14 protein-coding genes are annotated in these 16,836 nt (G+C 67.7%); 6 read left to right on the forward strand and 8 right to left on the reverse strand.

Annotation, left to right across the window (positions count from 1 at the left end; genetic code table 11):
* Positions 1-42: 42 nt before the first annotated feature.
* The gene (locus BLU38_RS26200; protein ID WP_091529117.1) at positions 43-663 is read right to left on the reverse strand and encodes a TetR/AcrR family transcriptional regulator; all 621 of its coding nucleotides are present in this window, start codon (positions 661-663) and stop codon (positions 43-45) included.
* A gap of 63 nt (positions 664-726) precedes the next feature.
* On the opposite strand from BLU38_RS26200, the gene BLU38_RS26205 reads away from it, so the two are divergent.
* Genes BLU38_RS26205 through BLU38_RS26215 form a run of 3 tightly spaced genes read left to right on the forward strand, consistent with a single transcriptional unit; the run spans position 727 to position 3,363 of the window.
* The gene (locus BLU38_RS26205; RefSeq protein ID WP_091529120.1) at positions 727-1,602 is read left to right on the forward strand and encodes an NmrA family NAD(P)-binding protein; all 876 of its coding nucleotides are present in this window, start codon (positions 727-729) and stop codon (positions 1,600-1,602) included.
* Positions 1,599-2,654 carry an amidohydrolase family protein gene (locus tag BLU38_RS26210; RefSeq protein ID WP_157683725.1) on the forward strand — a complete coding sequence of 352 codons (1,056 nt, stop codon included), beginning with the start codon at positions 1,599-1,601 and terminating at the stop codon, positions 2,652-2,654. The genes BLU38_RS26205 and BLU38_RS26210 overlap by 4 nt, the downstream gene beginning before the upstream one ends.
* Positions 2,655-2,667: 13 nt before the next feature.
* Positions 2,668-3,363, forward strand: coding sequence for an SDR family NAD(P)-dependent oxidoreductase (locus tag BLU38_RS26215; protein WP_091529125.1), 696 nt, complete (start codon positions 2,668-2,670; stop codon positions 3,361-3,363).
* Between the two features lie 22 nt (positions 3,364-3,385).
* On the opposite strand, the gene BLU38_RS26220 is transcribed toward BLU38_RS26215, so the two are convergent.
* Together BLU38_RS26220 and BLU38_RS26225 are read right to left on the reverse strand one after the other, a co-directional pair.
* Positions 3,386-8,128 carry an ATP-dependent helicase gene (locus BLU38_RS26220; protein WP_091529128.1) on the reverse strand — a complete coding sequence of 1,581 codons (4,743 nt, stop codon included), beginning with the start codon at positions 8,126-8,128 and terminating at the stop codon, positions 3,386-3,388.
* Positions 8,129-8,222: 94 nt separating this feature from the next.
* Positions 8,223-8,591 (reverse strand): hypothetical protein, encoded by a 369-nt coding sequence (locus BLU38_RS26225; RefSeq protein WP_091529130.1) that lies wholly within the window; start codon positions 8,589-8,591, stop codon positions 8,223-8,225.
* 198 nt (positions 8,592-8,789) lie between these two features.
* On the opposite strand from BLU38_RS26225, the gene BLU38_RS26230 reads away from it, so the two are divergent.
* Entirely contained in the window at positions 8,790-8,984 is a 195-nt protein-coding gene (locus BLU38_RS26230; RefSeq protein ID WP_091529132.1) for a DUF3046 domain-containing protein, read from the forward strand.
* Between the two features lie 182 nt (positions 8,985-9,166).
* On the opposite strand, the gene BLU38_RS26235 is transcribed toward BLU38_RS26230, so the two are convergent.
* The 5 genes from BLU38_RS26235 to BLU38_RS26255 form a co-directional block, all read right to left on the reverse strand.
* The gene (locus BLU38_RS26235) at positions 9,167-10,510 is read right to left on the reverse strand and encodes a C1 family peptidase (RefSeq protein ID WP_091529134.1); all 1,344 of its coding nucleotides are present in this window, start codon (positions 10,508-10,510) and stop codon (positions 9,167-9,169) included.
* 104 nt (positions 10,511-10,614) lie between these two features.
* Entirely contained in the window at positions 10,615-11,622 is a 1,008-nt protein-coding gene (locus BLU38_RS26240; RefSeq protein WP_197679871.1) for a LacI family DNA-binding transcriptional regulator, read from the reverse strand.
* Positions 11,623-11,646: 24 nt separating this feature from the next.
* On the reverse strand, positions 11,647-12,171 hold the full coding sequence (locus BLU38_RS26245) for a DUF3830 family protein (protein WP_091529136.1): 525 nt from the start codon (positions 12,169-12,171) through the stop codon (positions 11,647-11,649).
* Between the two features lie 31 nt (positions 12,172-12,202).
* The gene (locus tag BLU38_RS26250) at positions 12,203-13,603 is read right to left on the reverse strand and encodes an amidase (RefSeq protein WP_172836226.1); all 1,401 of its coding nucleotides are present in this window, start codon (positions 13,601-13,603) and stop codon (positions 12,203-12,205) included.
* Positions 13,600-14,583: a D-2-hydroxyacid dehydrogenase gene (locus BLU38_RS26255; protein WP_091529139.1), complete on the reverse strand. Its 984-nt coding sequence runs from the start codon at positions 14,581-14,583 to the stop codon at positions 13,600-13,602. The genes BLU38_RS26250 and BLU38_RS26255 overlap by 4 nt, the downstream gene beginning before the upstream one ends.
* Positions 14,584-14,809: 226 nt before the next feature.
* On the opposite strand from BLU38_RS26255, the gene BLU38_RS26260 reads away from it, so the two are divergent.
* Together BLU38_RS26260 and BLU38_RS26265 are read left to right on the forward strand one after the other, a co-directional pair.
* On the forward strand, positions 14,810-15,610 hold the full coding sequence (locus BLU38_RS26260) for a maleate cis-trans isomerase family protein (protein WP_172836227.1): 801 nt from the start codon (positions 14,810-14,812) through the stop codon (positions 15,608-15,610).
* Positions 15,607-16,833, forward strand: coding sequence for a M24 family metallopeptidase (locus tag BLU38_RS26265; protein WP_231920048.1), 1,227 nt, complete (start codon positions 15,607-15,609; stop codon positions 16,831-16,833). Before BLU38_RS26260 ends, BLU38_RS26265 begins: the two co-directional genes overlap by 4 nt.
* Positions 16,834-16,836: the final 3 nt, after the last annotated feature.

Below are 16,836 nucleotides of genomic sequence, written 5' to 3' on the forward strand. Positions count from 1 at the left end.
TCGAGGGCTGCCATCGTCGATCGCGGATACGTGCCCGATCGGCTATCCGTCGGCAGTACCGGTCGCCAGCGCGATCATCGTCCCCGCGAGGGACTGCACGTCCTCGACGGCACGGGATCCGAGTTCTCCGAGATCCTGTTGCAGCGGGTCGAGCCCGAACAGGACCCTCGGCAGGGCGGGGTAGACGACGAGACCGATGATCCGTCCGGTCATCATCGCGGCCTCGTCGTCGCTGCGCTGGCAGTGCGTCCGCAGATAGTCGCGGAGCCGTTCCTCGGTGGTGGCGAAGAGTGCATCGTGCAGGCCGCCGGCCAGTTCGGGCAACCGATCGGCCTCGGCGATCCCGATCCGCAGCGTCAGGGCCACGTTGGACCAGCGGATCAGCTGGAGGACTCGAGCACAGAATTTCGTGACCGCCTCGGCGGGATCGTCGGAGTAGTCGCCGGGTGTGCGGATGCGGTCCTCGAACAGGGTGCGCATCCGCTGGACGACGGCGATCAGCAGTGCATCCTTGGTCTCGAAGTGGGCGTACAGCGATCGCTTGGAGGTCCTGGCCCGCGCCGCGATGCCGTCCATCGACGTCCCGCTGAAGCCGCTCTCGAGGAAGGCGAGCTTTGCGGAGTCAAGGATGTGTTCGCGCAGTGCTTCTCCTCGTCGGGCCATACCCCAATCTAACATCAAGTGGTACGGTACGGTCGAGTTTACTTTTTCGGTCAGGAGTTCTTCATGATTGTTCTCACCGGTGCCACCGGCCAGATCGGTGCCGTCGTCCTGCGGTCGTTGCTCGATCGAGGGGAGAAGGTCCGCGTCGTGGTCCGCGATGCCGATCGGCTGCCCACTGATCTTCGCGACCAGGTCGACGTCGTCGTCGGATCGCACGCCGATCGCTCGGTCATCGACCAGGCTCTCGACGGCGCCGAGGCGTTGTTCTGGTTGCCGCCGTCGAATCCCACCGCCACCAGCCCGTACGAGGCGTACGTGACGGCGTCCGTCCCCGCCGCCGACGCGGTCGTCCGGCACTCCGTTCCGCGGGTCGTCACGGTCTCGGCGCTGGGGCAGCAGGTGCAGACCTACGCCGGCCATGTGTCGGCCTCCCATGCCATGGACGACCTGTTCGCCAGCACCGGCGCCGACCTGCGGGTGTTGGCGATGCCGACCTTCATGGACAACCTGCTGCGGCAGCGAGCGGCGATCGGCAAGGGGTTCGTGACCGGCACCCTGCCCGCCGACCTGCGGATGCCGTGGGTTGCCACGCGCGACATCGGTGCCGTTGCCGCCGAGGTGCTGGCCGACCACTCCTGGACCGGGCAGCAGATCGTCGAGGTGATGGGACCGGAGGACCTGTCCTACAACGACGTCGCGAAGGTGCTCTCCGACGTCCTGGGGACACCGATCCGGTTCGTTCCCGGCGACCGGGCCGCCGATGTCGAGACGATGATCAGCTTCGGGCTGTCGCCCGCCATGGCCGAGTCGGCGATGGCGATGGACCGCGCGGCCGAGCGAGGGATCAACAACGCTGCGACCCGCACACCGCAGAACGCGACCCCGACGACGTTGCGCGAATTCGCCGAGAAGGTCCTGAAGCCGGCGGTGACCCAGTGACCGACGACGTCGATCGCTACTTCTCCAGCGCCGGCAGCAGGGCTGCCGACAGGTCGGGGCGCCGCGATCTGGTGCCCGAGTCCGGCATCGTCGATCATCAGTTCCACTGGTATCCCCGTCGTTACCTGGACCTGTTGGCAGGTCGGCGCGACTACCCACGCGTCGAGGTCGTCGACGGGGGAGCCCGCCTTCTTGAGCTGGACGGCGACCTCACCCAGCCCGCGGTCGAGACGTTGAGCGCGGACATCGATGATCATCTGTCGCAGGCGGCCACCGCCGGCATCGGACAGATCGTCGTCGGGCCCGCGACACTCGGCGAGATCCTGCATCTCGATCCGGCCGAGGCGACCGAGCTGCTGTCGGTGCTCCATCAGGAGTACGCGGATGCCCAGGCCCGGCACCCCGGCCGGGTGGCCGCTCTGGCGGCGTTACCGATGCAGGATGCCGGCGCTGCTCTGAAGATCATGGATCAGGCGATCGGCGAACTGGGCTTGCGCGGGGTGTCGCTGCTGACGGCGAACGAAGGCCGACCGCTGGTCGATGAGGACGTGATCGCGGTCTATCGGCAGATCGCCGAACACGATGTGCCGATCTTTCTGCACCCGGCCGGCCGCGCACCGCTCCGAGCGCACGCCCGGGGCTTCCGGCAGCAGGTCGGGCTGGGCTGGGTGTATCAGACGGCCGCGGCTGCGCTGGAGATCATCGACAGCGGCCTGCTTGATCTGCTGCCGCAGTTGCAGTTCGTCCATCCGCATCTCGGCGGCGTGCTGCCCTACGTCGTCGGACGGGTCAGCCCGATCCCCGGTAGTCGAGCAGCGCAGCCGATCGAGCACTATCTGCGGCACAACTTCTTCGTCGACACCGCCGCGCAGACCCCCGCCGCGCTGAGCACCGCGATCGCCACCTACGGGCTGGATCGCATCGTGTTCGCCTCGGACCACCCGTTCATTCCGATGACACAGATGCGTGCTCTGATCGAAGACCAGCTGACCGGCACCGAGACCACGGCCATCTACGCCAACCGCGTCGGTAATCTGCGGTACGGCGAGTGACAGGAGAAGCACCATGACGAAACAACAAGCATTGATCATCGGAGCGTCACGGGGGATCGGGCTCGGCCTGGTCGAGCGGCTGCTCGAACGAGACTGGGAGGTGACCGCGACCAGCCGCCGCGCTGCCGATCACGGCCTGGCCGATCTGGCCGACCGGTTCGCGGGCCGCTTGCAGCCGGAGCAGGTCGACATCGACAGCGAGGATCAGGTCACGGCTCTGCACCAGCGGCTGGCCGGGTCGGCGTTCGACCTGATCCTGATCAACGCCGGCGTGACACACGACCGATGGGAGACCGTGGCCGAGGTCAGCACCGACACGTTCCAGCGGCTGATGCTCACCAATGCGTTGAGCCCGATGCGATTCATCGAACGCTTCCAGGACCGGACGACGCCGAGCGGCACCCTCGCCGTGACGTCGTCCGGACAGGGCAGCATCACCAACAACACCCGGGTAACCGGCTGGGAGGTCTACCGGGCCAGCAAGTCGGCCTTGAACCAGTTGATGCGCAGCTTCGCGGCGCGCCATCCCGACGACTCGCACACGCTGCTGTTGCTGGCTCCCGGCTGGGTCCGGACCGAGCTCGGCGGTCCCGAGGCCACGCTGAGTGTCGAGCAGAGCACCGCTGGCCTCGCCGACGTCATCGAAGCGCAGGCCGGACGGCGTGGACTGCAGTTCCTCGACCAAGCCGGCCGGACCGTTCCGTGGTGAGCAGACCATCGCCTCACCGGGATCACCGTTGGCGATCACCGCTCCTCGGGCGCAGACGTAACCCCTGCGGGGTCATCCGGAAGCCGGCGTCCTCGAGAAGCATCCGCAGTCGCTGCGCAGTGAAGATCTGTTCGCCGTTGGCGCGTTCGATGGTCACCCGACCGAGTTTGCCGTCGGTCACGGCGTCGGCCAACGCCCTGGCTGCCGGCGCCAGTAGTTGATCGACCTCGGTGAAGGCCAGCAGCGTCCGTCCGCCGCGTTCGACGTACAGGGTGAGCAGACCGTCGACCAACACGACCAGCGCCCCCGCCTTGCGGCCGGGCCGGTGACCGGCGCGTTCGGGCCAGGGGAGGGCGGCGCCGTACGCACAGGCAGGGTCGGTCGCGGCGAGCACCACGGCCGTCGGAGTTTCAAGATCAAGATCACGTTGATGATCACGCAGCCGGTCGATCGCTCCCGGCACCGCGAACTGGGCGGCGCCGAGGTGGTCGATGAAGTAGCCGCGGCGGCACTCGCCGGACTCCTCCAGGGTACTCAGCGCACGGTAGGCGTTGCCGAAGCCGCCGTCGATGTTCTCGTTCAGCACGCTGCCGCGGGTCAACACTCCGTAGCGGTCGAGCTGGTTGAACAGTTCGCCGGCGTATCGACCGCGGACATCGGGCTCGGCGGGCCGAGGCACGGCCGACCACCGACCGGCCGTGGTCGGTGACGACGCCGCAAATCCCGGACGAGGCGTCCGCCGGGACAGCCCACCTCCGGGGCCGAATCGTGGCCGCATCCCGCGGCCGCCGCGAAGCCGGGCGGTCGGTGTCGCGGGCCGCTTCATGGTGCCGTCGACGGTCAGTGCGCGGACCGGCGCGAAGGTGTCGCCGGTGACGTGACCGGACCAGACCAGATCCCACAACGCCTGCACCAGGTCGGCCCGCCGGCCCGGCTCCAGATCGTCCGGGATCAGCGACTCGAAGAAGAACCCGCCGCCACCGGCGAAGCGTTGCAGCAACTCCGCGGCCAACGGCCCGGGAACGTCGCCGCCGGCGTCGGGCAACTCCGAATCCCTGGGATAGAAGCGGATCCAGCCGTCGGCGTCGCCGAGCGCGCCGTCACCGATCCATACCACTTCGCCGGCCGCGGTCAGCTCGTCCAACATCGCCGGGCTGTAGTCGGCCACCCGGGCCGGCAAGATCATCGATTCGATCATGCTGGCCGGCAACCGGTAGCCGGCCAGCTGCTCCAGCACCGAGAGCACCGCCTCGGTCCCGCGGACCCCCGATCCGATGCCCTGCCAGTCGGTCAGGAACCGTTGATAGGCGACCTGATCGACCGGCTCGATCCCGTGCCGGAGTTTGGCCAGGGTGCGGCGCTTGATCAGCGCCAGGTTGCGTTGATGGCAGTACTGGCGGCGGCGGTCGAGTGCCTGATGCTCTTCGACAGGCTCGGGGATCTGCCCTTCGACAGGCTCAGGGACCTCGGTCGGTCGGGTGAAGCTGCCCGCGATCACCGTGCCGTCGGCGATCAGGTCACTGAGCGCGGCGGTGATCACACCGATGCCCAGGCCGTAGCGGTCGGCGATCGTCTCGGCAACGAACGGACCGTGGCTGCGGGCCCAGCGCTGCACCAGATCGGTGATCGGTCGGTCTCCGGTGGAACCGACGTCGGCGGCGGTGCCTGGTGGCAGGGGGATGCCGAGTCCGTCCCGCAGCCGGGGCAGATCCTCGGTCACTGCGAGCCGTTCGTCGCCGGCGATCCGGACCAAGGCGATCCGGCGGTCCTTGATCAACTCGGCGACGGCGGCATCAAGATCGACATCGGGACCGACCCGGGCAGCGAGCTCGTCGGTGCGGAACGGTCCGGCCGTCCGGATCAGGTCATACAGCTGTTCGGTGCGGGTGGCCCGCCGGTCCTCGCTCAACCATTGCAGGTCGGCCTCGACCTCGGCGATCACCTCGGGGTCGAGCAGTTGTTCCAGGCCGTCCTTGCCGAGCAGCTCGGCCAGCAGTCCGGCGTCCAGGGAGAGCGCTGCCGCCTTCTTCTCGGCCAACGGGACGTCGCCTTCGTAGACGAACTCCCCGACATAGCCGAACAGCAGCGACTTGGCGAACGGTGACGGATCCTTGGTCTCCACCTCGACGATCCGCAGTTGCTGGCCGGCGATCCTGCGCTGCACGTCCAGCAGCGAGTCGAGATCGAAGACGTCGGTCAGGCACTCCCGCATCGTCTCCAGCACGATCGGGAACTCCGGATAACGGGACGCCACCCCGAGCAACTGGGCCGAACGCATCCGCTGCTGCCACAACGGCGAACGGGACCGCGGATCGCGCCGTGGCAGCAGCAAGGCCCGAGCGGCGCATTCGCGGAAGCGGGAGGCGAACAGAGCCGAACCGCCGACCTCCTCAGTGACGATCTGCTCCAGAGCGTCGGGATCGGCGATGATCAACTCCGCGCCCGGCGGATCGGACTCGGTGTCCGGGATCCGCAGCACGATGCCGTCGTTGGTGGCGGTCGCCGAGGCCTCGACACCGTACCGCTCCCGGGCGGCCGCCTCGATAGCCAACGCCCACGGTGCGTGCACGGCAGATCCGAGTGGCGAATGGATACAGACCCGCCAGTCGCCGAGCTCGTCGCGGAACCGTTCGAAGATCAACTCCCGGTCGGTCGGCAGCCCGCGGGTCGCCTTCTGCTGTTCGGCCAGATAGCCGATCAGATTGTCCGCCGCCCAGTCGTCGAGGCCGGCCGACAGCAGCCGCGGCTTGGACTCGGCTGCCGGTTGCGCGGCGATCTCGCGGACGAACCCGCCCAGCGCCCGCCCCAGCTCGGCCGGCCGGGCCGGCGCATCGCCCTTCCAGAACGGCAGTCGTCCCGGAACGCCCGGAGCCGGCGTGACCTGGACCTGATCATGGGTGATCGCCTCGATCCGCCAACTCGTGGTGCCGAGAGTGACCACATCGCCGACCCGCGATTCGTAGACCATCTCCTCGTCCAGCTCACCGACCCGGCGACCGGCACCCTCGCCGACCAGGAAGACGCCGAACATCCCGCGATCGGGAATCGTCCCACCCGAGGTGACCGCCAACCGCTGGGATCCCTTGCGGGCTTGCAGAAGGTTGCTGTCGCGATGCCAGATCAGCCGTGGCCGGAGCTCGGCGAAGTCCTCACTCGGATAGCGGCCGCTGAGCATCTCCAGGACGGCCTCGTAGGCGCTGCGCGGCAGATCGGTGAAGCCGTCGGCGCGGCGGACCAGATCGAACAACCGATCGGCATCGAGGTCGCCGTCGGAGGCGATGGCGACGATCTGCTGGGCCAGCACGTCCAGCGGGTTGTGCAGCGTGGCTACTTCCTCGATCTGGCCGTCGCGCATCCGGGTCGCGACCACCGCCGACTCGATCAGATCGCCACGGTGGTTGGGAAAGAACACGCCCCGAGAGATCGCCCCGACCTGATGTCCGGCGCGGCCGACCCGTTGCAGGCCGCTGGCCACCGAGGGTGGTGACTCGACCTGGATCACGATGTCGACCGCACCCATGTCGATGCCGAGTTCCAGCGACGACGTCGCCACCACGCACCGCAGCCGGCCGGACTTCAGATCGTCCTCGACGATCGCGCGCTGCTCCTTGCTGACCGAACCGTGATGTGCCTTGGCGATCACCGGGGTGGCGTCGCTGCCGTCCTGTCCCTTGGATGCACTGGATTGGGCCATCACCTGGGCCGGCGGTTTGACGTCGTCGGGCACCTCGACGCCGAGCCGCTCGGCGTACAACTCGTTGAGGTGGGCGGTCAGCCGCTCGGCCAGCCGGCGGGAGTTGGCGAACACGATGCTGGAACGGTGGTCGCAGACCAGGTCGAGGATCCGGGACTCCACATGCGGCCAGATCGACGGGGGACCGCTGGGCCGTTCCGCTCCGTCGAAGATCTCGTCGGCGAAGGAATCGATCTGCACATCGTCGGTCGATGGGTCGAGCCGGGCCTGGGGTGCGACCGCGCCGACATCGGCCATGTCCTCGACCGGGACGACGATCTGCAGATCCCAGTTCTTCTCGGCGGCGGGCGCAACCACCTGCACCGGATGACTGCCGCCGAGGAACGCGGCCACCCGCTCCGGCGGCCGTACGGTCGCTGACAGCCCGATCCGTTGCACCGGTCGATGGTCCGCGATCGGCTTCCCGTCCGCGTCATGACCGACCAGTTCCTCCAACCGCTCCAGGGAAAGCGCCAGATGGGCGCCGCGTTTGGTGCCGGCCAGAGCGTGTACCTCGTCGACGATCACGGTCCGCACGCTGCGCAGGCTGTCCCGGGCCGCGGAGGTCAGCATCAGGAACAGCGACTCCGGCGTGGTGATCATGATGTCCGGTGGCCGGGTGGACAGCTTGCGCCGGTCGCCGGCCGGGGTGTCACCGGAGCGGACGCCGACCCGGATCTCCGGCACGGTCTCGCCGATCCGGGTGGCGGTCCGGGCGATGCCGGTCAGCGGTGCCCGGAGGTTGCGTTCGACGTCGACGGCGAGCGCCTTCAACGGCGAGACGTAGAGCACCCGGCAGCGTTGTTTGGTCGGCGGCGGCTCGCTGCGGGACAAACCGTCCAGCGCCCAGAGGAACGCGGCCAGCGTCTTGCCCGAACCGGTCGGGGCGATGACCAGGGCATTCTGTCCGGAGGAGATGGTCTGCCAGGCGCCGGCCTGAGCCGCCGTTGGGGCCTCGAAGACCTCGCTGAACCAGGTCCGGGTGGGCAGCGCGAAGCCCGCGAGCGCGTCGAACCCCTCGCTCCCGGTCACATCTGTCTCCCGATCAGATCAGGTGCGTCGGTCATCACGTCCTCATCCTGCCGCGTCACTCCGACAGTCTGCTGCGGGTGGGGCCGAGGCCCGCTCAGGGACGACCCGTGTGGTCGCCGAAGGATTCCCCACATCGGGTGCACATCACGCGTTCACGGATCTCGAACGCTCCCGAACCGCCGCCGATCGCACGGTTGCGGAAGCTGCGGACGAAGCCGTAGTGGTCGCAGGCCGTCCCCAGCTTCTCGGCCCAGGTGCTGGCGATGGCCGCAAGCCGGACCAGGTCAGCCCGCAGTCCGGACCCTGACAGTCCCGGTCCGGGCGGCGCCGATCCCGGTGCGGGATCCGCAGCCCGCCGTGCGACGGGTGCCTGCTGCTCGAGGTGATCGACGGTTTCGGTCAGCAGCGACATCCAGCGCGGATCGTCGTGGGGCAGCCCATCGATCTCTTCGTAGATGCCCACTCAGCGCACTCTTCCTTGCTCGTCGTCCGGATCCAGGCAGAGGTTAGCAAGTCGACCGGGGGAGTTGACCGAGCACATCGCTGTCCGACGAGCAGCCGACAGCAATCTCCTCGGGCAGCCTGCTGACGGGTCTTCGCACCTCCTCCATCCTGCAGCTCACGACTGCCTCGACGACCCTGACACTAGGCTTGGAGCATCATGCGGGAGACAGAATTCTGGGAGCGGATGCGGACCCACCTCGGCGACGGGTACTACCGGGTCTGGGCGTCCCAACACAATCTGGGCAGCCTCGGCGGTCGTACGGTCGACGAGGCGATGGCAGCCGGGATCGACTGCAAGACGATCTGGCGCGCCGTCTGGGCGGCCCTGGAACTCCCGGCCCGAGAACGCTGATTCGCTCGGGCTCAGCCTCGATCCACCGCTGTGCCGCTACTGCGCGACCCCATCCGGGCCCATCGGCGGCGTTGCCGCCGCTCAACGGTCAACCAGACCGCCCTCGCGGCGGCAACTTGCCGATGCACCCGTCTGGTGCCGCTCGCTACGCGGCACATCGGTGGATCGAGGCTCAGGGACCTTCAGCGATTGGCCAGGGCCCCCATCGGATCCCAGGCTGGCAGCACTGTCGGTTCGGTGTCGAGAGCTGCGACCAGATCGTCCGGCAGCAGCGACTTCGGGGCGGCGATCTCGAAGACGTACTCGTCGAACCAGGAGTCGTTCATGGTGTAGAAGCCCTGATCGGCATTCTCGTCACCCCAGGAATTCTCCACCCGCCACTTCCGCGGTGCACCGTCGACGATGTCGACGCCGGTGAACAACATGGCGTGCGTCATCAGGGTCTGGTGGTACTCCAGTCGACCGGCCTTGTCCAGGGTCAGTTCGGTGTCGTAGATCGACGGCAGGTCATGCAGCTTGGCATCCCAGATCCCGCGTTCGCGATCCATCTGCTGGCCGACATCGCAGCCGAACCAGACCGGGGTGCCGTCCACGATCAGATCGGCGGCGATCTTCTTCATCTGGTCGATCTCGACGTTCAGGTAGGTGACCGGCGGCCCGCCGAGCACGTTGCCGAGCATCTCGACGGTGTAGGTGCGTCCGACCGGCGAACTGGACCGCGGGTCGTGCACCAGGCAGACGTAGTCGGCCAGATCGAGGGTCAGGTAGCTGCCGGCGAACTCCTGCGGAGTGAGCCAGCCGTCCCGGTGGAAGTTCTTGTCGCTGTCGCTCCACTGCCAGAAGAACCGCTCCGGCGGGGTGCCCAGATGCAGGCACAGGGCCCGCCAGACCGTCGCCACGGTTGCGTCGGCGATGCCGGACCGTTCGTCGGCGGCGGCGACCCGGATGTCCCGGGCGGCGGTGTGCAGGATGGTCCGCAACGAGGCGTTCATCTGCCGGGTGCCCGAGGAGCTGATGGTCTCCGGCATCGCCGACTTGGGTACCAGCCCGTGCTTGGCGATCACCGCGGCGAACATGTTCCACTGGCCGCCGTCACTCATGCAGTCGTCGAGCAGCGTGGCCAGCGTCCGATCGTCGGTCGGCCGGTCGGCGAGATCGATCACCGCCTGCAGGAAGTAGTTGGCGCGTTCGATCTTGTCGAAGAACATCGCGTGGTTCTGACTGAACTCGAAGTCCTTGACGCCGAGCTTCTCCGCCGTCCCGACCCGCAGCAGGTTCAGCCCGGCGAACAGCCAGCATCGGCCGCTCTGCTTCTGATTGGTGACCTTCCAGTCGTCCAGCCGGTTCGACATCGAGGTGTCGGTCGAGACGACGATGTCATGATCAAGAGCGACGTCCTTCAACTCGGCCGTGGTCAGTGCGTTCTGCAGCAGTTTTGCGGTCGGGTCGGCGTCGAACTCCTTGCGCAGCCGCTCGAGATCGCTGGCGGCGAGCGGCTTGGCGTGCACGGGTGGGTTGGCAGACATCGGGACGGGCTCCTCCTACGGCGGCCTGGGTCGGTCCCGGCCGACGTACGACGCCGCGGTCGGGTTGCCCGCTACGTTAGCGCGCGCTCCGGCTGCCCGCCCGGTCAGGCCGGGCTGGACTCGCGCAGGTGCACCCGCCACGGGAAGTCGTGACGTCGTGGTCGATGGTCGGTCGGTCGGCCGGCGACGGTGATGATCAACTCGGCCAGCGAGGCGAAGAAGTCGGTCGGTCCGGCCGAGGTCAGCGACGGATGCATCAGCGCGCCCTCCTCGGTGTTGCCGACCCCGACCACGGCAAGATCATCCGGCACCGACAACCCCAGCCGCAGGGCGACGTTGATCGCGGTGATGGCGGCGAAGTCGGAGGCGGCGAAGACTGCCGTGGGGCGATCTTCGCGGTCGAGCATCCGCAACGCAGCCTCGTACACGCCGACCTGATCACGGGTGTAGCGCTGCAGGTCGTCCGGTCGTCGTTCGATGCCCGCCTGCTGCAGCGCGTCCAGGTAGGCATGCTCACGATGCCATCCCGGACGATCCGGGTCGGTGCCGGTCAGGCAACCGATCCGGGAGTGGCTCGCGAGCAGGTGCGCCATCGCCAGCTCGCAGCCCGGACGTTGTGGGCTGCGGATCACGTCGAAGCCGTCCGGTTCAAGATCATCGGAGAACACGATCAGCTGCAGCCCGCGGTCGACCAGGGTGCGGATCCGGGGAAGGTCATCGGCACTGGCGGCGTCCAGGAAGGCGGCGTCGACCGGTTGGCCGTCCAACACGTCGCCCCAATCCCCATCGGCCAGGATCAACGGTTGCAGACGGTGTCCGGAGGCAGCCGCGCTGACCGCCTGGCTCACCGACTGACACCACGGATCGGACAGCTGGGTCAGCGACAACAGCACCAGCCCCGATCGGCCGGTGCGGACCGCCCGGGCCGCCTGGTTGGGACGGTAGCCCAACTCCTCGGCGATCGCCCGGACCCGTTCGGCCGTCTCGGCCGAGGCAGCCACCCGGCCGCTCGGCCGGCCGGACAGTACGAAGGACACCGTCGCCACCGATACACCGGCACGGGCGGCGACCATCTTCATGGTCGGTCGCCTGGCCGGGGTGTCGGTGCTCACCCCAGAAGAGTAACGGGGTGCGGCCTATTCGTCGCGAGCGTAGCTCAACGTCTCGCCGCGCGCGCCGGACATCCAGATGTCGTTGCACGCCGCGGCGAACTCGTCCAGGCCTTCGATGATCGCGCCGAAGACGTTGCCCGGAACCCAGCCCTGATCACCGTTCAGCAGCAGGTTGTTGCGGCCGTAGAAGACGGCAAGATCAATGATCTTCTGCTGATCCTTCGCCGAGCTGTCCTCGCCGTGCAACGGACCGTCCTCGGTCTCGTAGCCGTGCGACGGGGTGACAAGATCATTACCGTCGAACGCGAAGTAGCACAGGTCGCCGGGAATCGGTGTGACGGTGGTGTTCTCCTTGCCCGGTTCGGTTGCGGCGAAGGCCGGCACCAGGTTGTAGATCTCGTTGCGCGCGTACTTGCCGTGGTATACCTGCCCGGACAGCGGCAACGCATCCCACACGGCGTTCGCGGTCCGTGGCGCCTCGTCGTCCAGCAGCTTGGCCCGGCAGCTGACATTGCGTGATTCGAGGGTGATGCGCAGGTAACGCGTCATGGTCAGATATCTCCTTGGGTGCTTTCCGGGTTCATCCGGTGATCAGGTTCGGCAGCCGGAGGTGCCAGTCGGTGCGGTCCTGGAACGCCTGCCCGGCCCGCAACACCAGCCGGTCGGCATGCCGGGGCCCGACGATCTGCAGGCCGACCGGCAGACCGTCGCTGAAGCCGCAGGGCACACTGAGCGCCGGCTGCTGGGTCATGTTGAACGGATAGGTGTACGGCGTCCAGCTCGTCCACAGCTGCGACGGCCAGCCCTCCGGCGCCTGCCGCTCGGTGCCGAAACTGGTGATCGGCATCGTCGGTGTGATCAACAGGTCGTAGTCGGTGTGGAACGCGCCCATCGTGACGCCCATCGCCATCCGCACCGCGGTCGCATCCAGATAGTCCGACGCGTTGAACCCACGCCCGGTCTCGACGATCCTGCGCAGGCCGGGATCGATGGAGTCGAACTCCTCGTCGTGGCCCTGCAGCACCTTGGCTGCACCGGAGAACCAGAGCACATGGAACGCCTCGACCGGGTCGGCGAAACCGGGATCGACCTCGGTGACCTGCGCGCCCGCCTCGGCGAACACGGTGACCGCATCCCGGACCGCTGCCAGCACGCCGGGAGCATTACGGCCATAGCCGAGATCGGCGGAGAAGCCGATCCGTAGACCCTCGACACCGTCACCGAGACCGTCGGCGAAGGAACCCTGCGGGGTCGGCATCGCCGACCAGTCCCGATGATCGAAACCGGTGATCAGATCCAGCAGGATCGCGGCGTCGGCAACGGTCCGGGTCATCGGTCCGGCATGGGACAGGGTGCCGAACGGGCTCGGCGGATACATCGGGATCAGGCCGTAGGTCGGCTTCAGCGCGGTGGTCCCGGTGAACGACGCCGGAATGCGGACCGAACCGCCGCCGTCGGTGCCGATCGAGACCGGGCCCATCCCGAGCCCGACCGCGGTCGCCGAACCGCCGCTGGAGCCGCCGGCATGGTGATGGGCGTCCCACGGGTTGCCGGTGGCACCGTAGGCGGGAGAGTCGGTGACACCCTTCCAGGCGTACTCCGGGGTCGTCGTCTTGCCCAGGAACACTGCACCGCCGGCCCGCAGTCGGGCGACGGCGGGCGCGTCCTCGGTCCACGGCCCGGCCTTGTCGATCAGTTTGCTGCCCCGCAGGGTCGGCCAGCCGTCGGTGAGGAAGATGTCCTTGATCGACATCGGCACGCCGTCCAGCGGTCCGAGCGGTCGACCCTGTTGCCAGCGGCGTTCCGATTCGGCAGCAACTGCCAGCGCTCCGTCGGGGTCGACCAGCACGAACGCGTTCACCCGGTCCTGGAACTGCTCGATGGCTTGCAAAGCGGCCTCGGTCGCCTCGACCGGAGAGACCGTGTTGCTGCGATACCGGTCGACCAGGTCGGTCGCAGTGATCATGGACAACTCGTTCATTGCTGCCCCCTTCCGGTCGGCGCGGCATAGCCTCGCTGCTTGTCCACGATGTTGATCAATTCGCGGCCGTCGAGCCAGCGGTCGGCCTGCTCGACGAACTGGGTGGCCAGTCGATCGAGCCAACCCTCGGTGTCGCCGGAGAGGTGCGGGCTGATGTGCATCCCCGGTTCGTCCCAGAACGGATGATCATCGGCCAGCGGCTCGTCGACGAAGACGTCCAGCGAGGCCGCGCCGAGGTGCCCCGACCGCAGACTCTGCAGCACCGCGTCCTCGTCGACCGAGGGACCTCGGCCGACATTGATCAGGTGGGCGCCCGGCCGCATGGCCGCCAACACGTCGGCGTTGATCATGCCGGTGGTCTGTGCGGTCAGCGGCGCGGCCATCACCAGATGATCGACGGTGCCGACATGATCAACGAGCCGCGCACTGTCCACCACGGTGCCGAAGTCCGGGTCGTCGGTGGCGGTTCGGCGGCCGGCTCCGGTGACCTGCATACCGGCGGCTCGGAGCAGTCGGGCGATGGCCCGGCCGATGCCACCGGTGCCGATCACCAGCACCGGCATCCCGGCGATCGACCTGGTCTCCCGGTGCTGCCAGCGGTGGGCCTGCTGCAGGTCCCTGCTGCGGTAGAGCTGTTTGGCCTGGGCCAGGATCGCGGCCAGCACGTACTCGGCGATCGGCTGGTCGAAGACTCCTCGCGCATTGGACACCAGGACCTCGGAGCCGACCAGATCGTCGAACAGCAGTGCGTCCACACCGGCCGAGGCGACATGGATCCATTCCAGTCGGCGAGCGCGGGGCCAGGCGATCCGCACGGCGGGGGAGAAGAAGTCCCAGACGAACAACGCGTCGGCGGTCTCGATCGCCTCCGGCAGGGTGTCCGCGGTGGCGTAGATCACATCGGCTCGATCGGTCAACTCCTCCAGTCCTGGTGGGCGATCATGATCATCTCGGCATAGCACCGCGATCGTTCTGCGCACGACACGAGCCTAGGAATCGGCATGGCAGATTGTCAACAATCTACTTGGCATGCAGACTAGGTGTCGTAGACCCGAAATGCGGTGCATCGGTCGGGCGTCTGACGGAGTGGGTTGCGAGGCGGAGGAGGTGCGCATGCCGGGCGCAAGTAGGGCGGCGACAACGCAGCAGGTCGTTGCTTCACGCGTTCGCGGGACACGGCATGTGTCGGGCGCAGGAGGTTAGCTGATGTACGTCGAGGGGAGCGGGCTCGCCATCGGGGTCGTGGTCCCGCACGACATGGCGCTGGATCGTGAGTTGTGGCGCTGGACCCCCGACGATGTCACGTTGTTGTTCACCCGGACGCCGTATTCGCCGTTGGAGGTGACGGCGGAGTTGGTCACCGATCTGAGTGATCCGGAGATGATCGGGCGGGCGGCGACCGATCTGGTCACCGTGGAGCCGTTGGCCTATGCCTATGGCTGTACGTCGGGCAGTTTCATCCGGGGTGAGGCCGGGCAGCAGGCGATTCTGGATGCGATCACCACCACGACCGGTCGTCCGTCGGTGACCACCAGTGGTGCGTTGGTGCGGGCGATCCGGCAGCTGGGGTTGCGTCGGGTGGCGGTGGCCAACCCGTATGCCGATGACATCTCGGTCGCGTTCGAGCACTATCTGCACGAGGTCGGTCTGGAGGTGGCCGGGTCGCGGAATCTGGGGATGATGCACGACATCTGGCGGGTCGATTATGCGACCACGCGGCAGTTGTTGCTGGCCGCTGATCGTGACGATGCCGACGGGATCGTGGTGTGTTGTACGAATCTGGCCAGCTATGACCTGATCGCGGAGTTGGAGGCCGAGTTGGGCAAGCCGGTGATCACGGCCAATCAGGCCACCATGTGGGCCGCGTTGCGACTGGTCGGACGGCAGGCCGTCGGACCCGGCCAACGACTGATCGAGAGCGGCAGCTCGATCCCTGCACCACCCCGGGGTCCGGGACGGGCCACCCCGGAGATGTTGACCGCCGAACCGATGAGGAGTCTGCATTGAGTCCTGCTCCACTGAATGCCCGGCAGTTGGACACCGATCCACTGACTGCCGCACCGCCGGAGGAATACCAACGGCGGCTCAGATTGGTCCATCGGGAGATGTCGGCCCGATCGTTGGCTGCACTGGTGGTAGCCGACCCGGCCAATCTGTATTACCTGACCGGCTACAACGCGTGGTCGTTCTACATGCCGCAATGCCTGATCATCCCGGCCGACGGCGTACCGCATTTCTTCGCCCGCGCCATGGATGCCGCCGGCGCCGGTTTCGGCTCCGACCTGGCCGAGGATCGCGACCGGGTCCACGGTTATCCCGAGGACCTGGTGCACCGGTCCGACGTGCATCCCTTTGACTGGATCACCGACCGGGCCTGTGAGCTCGGGCTGCTGCCACCGGACGGGCAGATCGCGGTCGAGGCCGATGCCAACTTCTTCACCGCCCGTGGCTATCTCGCGCTCGGTGCCAGGGTCGGTGCAGATCGGCTGGTCGACAGTGCCGAACTGGTCAACTGGGTACGCCTGGTCAAGTCCGACTACGAGGTCGCCCGGCTGCGTCGGGCCGGCACGATCTGCCAGAACGCCATGCTGACAGCGATGCAGGCGGTCGAGGTCGGGATGCGGCAGTGCGACGTGGTCGCCCAGGTGAGCGCCGCTCAGGCGTCCGGGACCACCGAATTCGGTGGTGACTACCCGGCGATGGTGCCGATGTTGCCGACCGGCACCTCGGCCGGGGTGCCGCACCTGACCTGGAACGCGGACCGGTTCGTCGCCGGCGAGGCGACCACGATCGAGCTCTGCGGGGTCTACCAGCGTTATCACGCACCGCTGGCCCGCACGGTGATGCTGGGCAGGCCGCCGCAGCGGTTGTCCAGGGTGGCCGGGATCATCACCGATGGGATGGCGGCCCTGCTGGATCTGGTCAAACCCGGGATCACCGGGGACGAGGCCCACGCCGCCTTCGACGCGGTGTTGGTCCGGCACGGACTCACCAAGGAGTCCAGGGTCGGCTACTCGATCGGGATCGGCTACCCGCCGGACTGGGGTGAACGGACGGTGAGTCTGCGCCGTGGCGAGCAGACGGTGCTGGCCGAGAACATGGCGTTCCACGTGATCGCCGGGATGTGGATGGACGGCTGGGGGTACGAGATGAGTGAGCCGATCCTGATCGGTGCTGACGGCGCCGAGCGACTGACCGAAGTTGATCAAGGGCTACGAGTGAAGAGGTGAGGA

Source organism: Microlunatus soli (assembly GCF_900105385.1).
Lineage (GTDB): Bacteria > Actinomycetota > Actinomycetes > Propionibacteriales > Propionibacteriaceae > Microlunatus > Microlunatus soli.

Bases quoted from the DNA above. Each gene is read 5' to 3' on its own strand.
- BLU38_RS26200 (WP_091529117.1), bottom strand. From the start codon at position 663: ATGGCCCGACGAGGAGAAGCACTGCGCGAACACATCCTTGACTCCGCA.
- BLU38_RS26205 (WP_091529120.1), top strand. From the start codon at position 727: ATGATTGTTCTCACCGGTGCCACCGGCCAGATCGGTGCCGTCGTCCTG.
- BLU38_RS26215 (WP_091529125.1), top strand. From the start codon at position 2,668: ATGACGAAACAACAAGCATTGATCATCGGAGCGTCACGGGGGATCGGG.
- BLU38_RS26230 (WP_091529132.1), top strand. From the start codon at position 8,790: ATGCGGGAGACAGAATTCTGGGAGCGGATGCGGACCCACCTCGGCGAC.
- BLU38_RS26235 (WP_091529134.1), bottom strand. From the start codon at position 10,510: ATGTCTGCCAACCCACCCGTGCACGCCAAGCCGCTCGCCGCCAGCGAT.
- BLU38_RS26245 (WP_091529136.1), bottom strand. From the start codon at position 12,171: ATGACGCGTTACCTGCGCATCACCCTCGAATCACGCAATGTCAGCTGC.
- BLU38_RS26250 (WP_172836226.1), bottom strand. From the start codon at position 13,603: ATGAACGAGTTGTCCATGATCACTGCGACCGACCTGGTCGACCGGTAT.
- BLU38_RS26260 (WP_172836227.1), top strand. From the start codon at position 14,810: ATGTACGTCGAGGGGAGCGGGCTCGCCATCGGGGTCGTGGTCCCGCAC.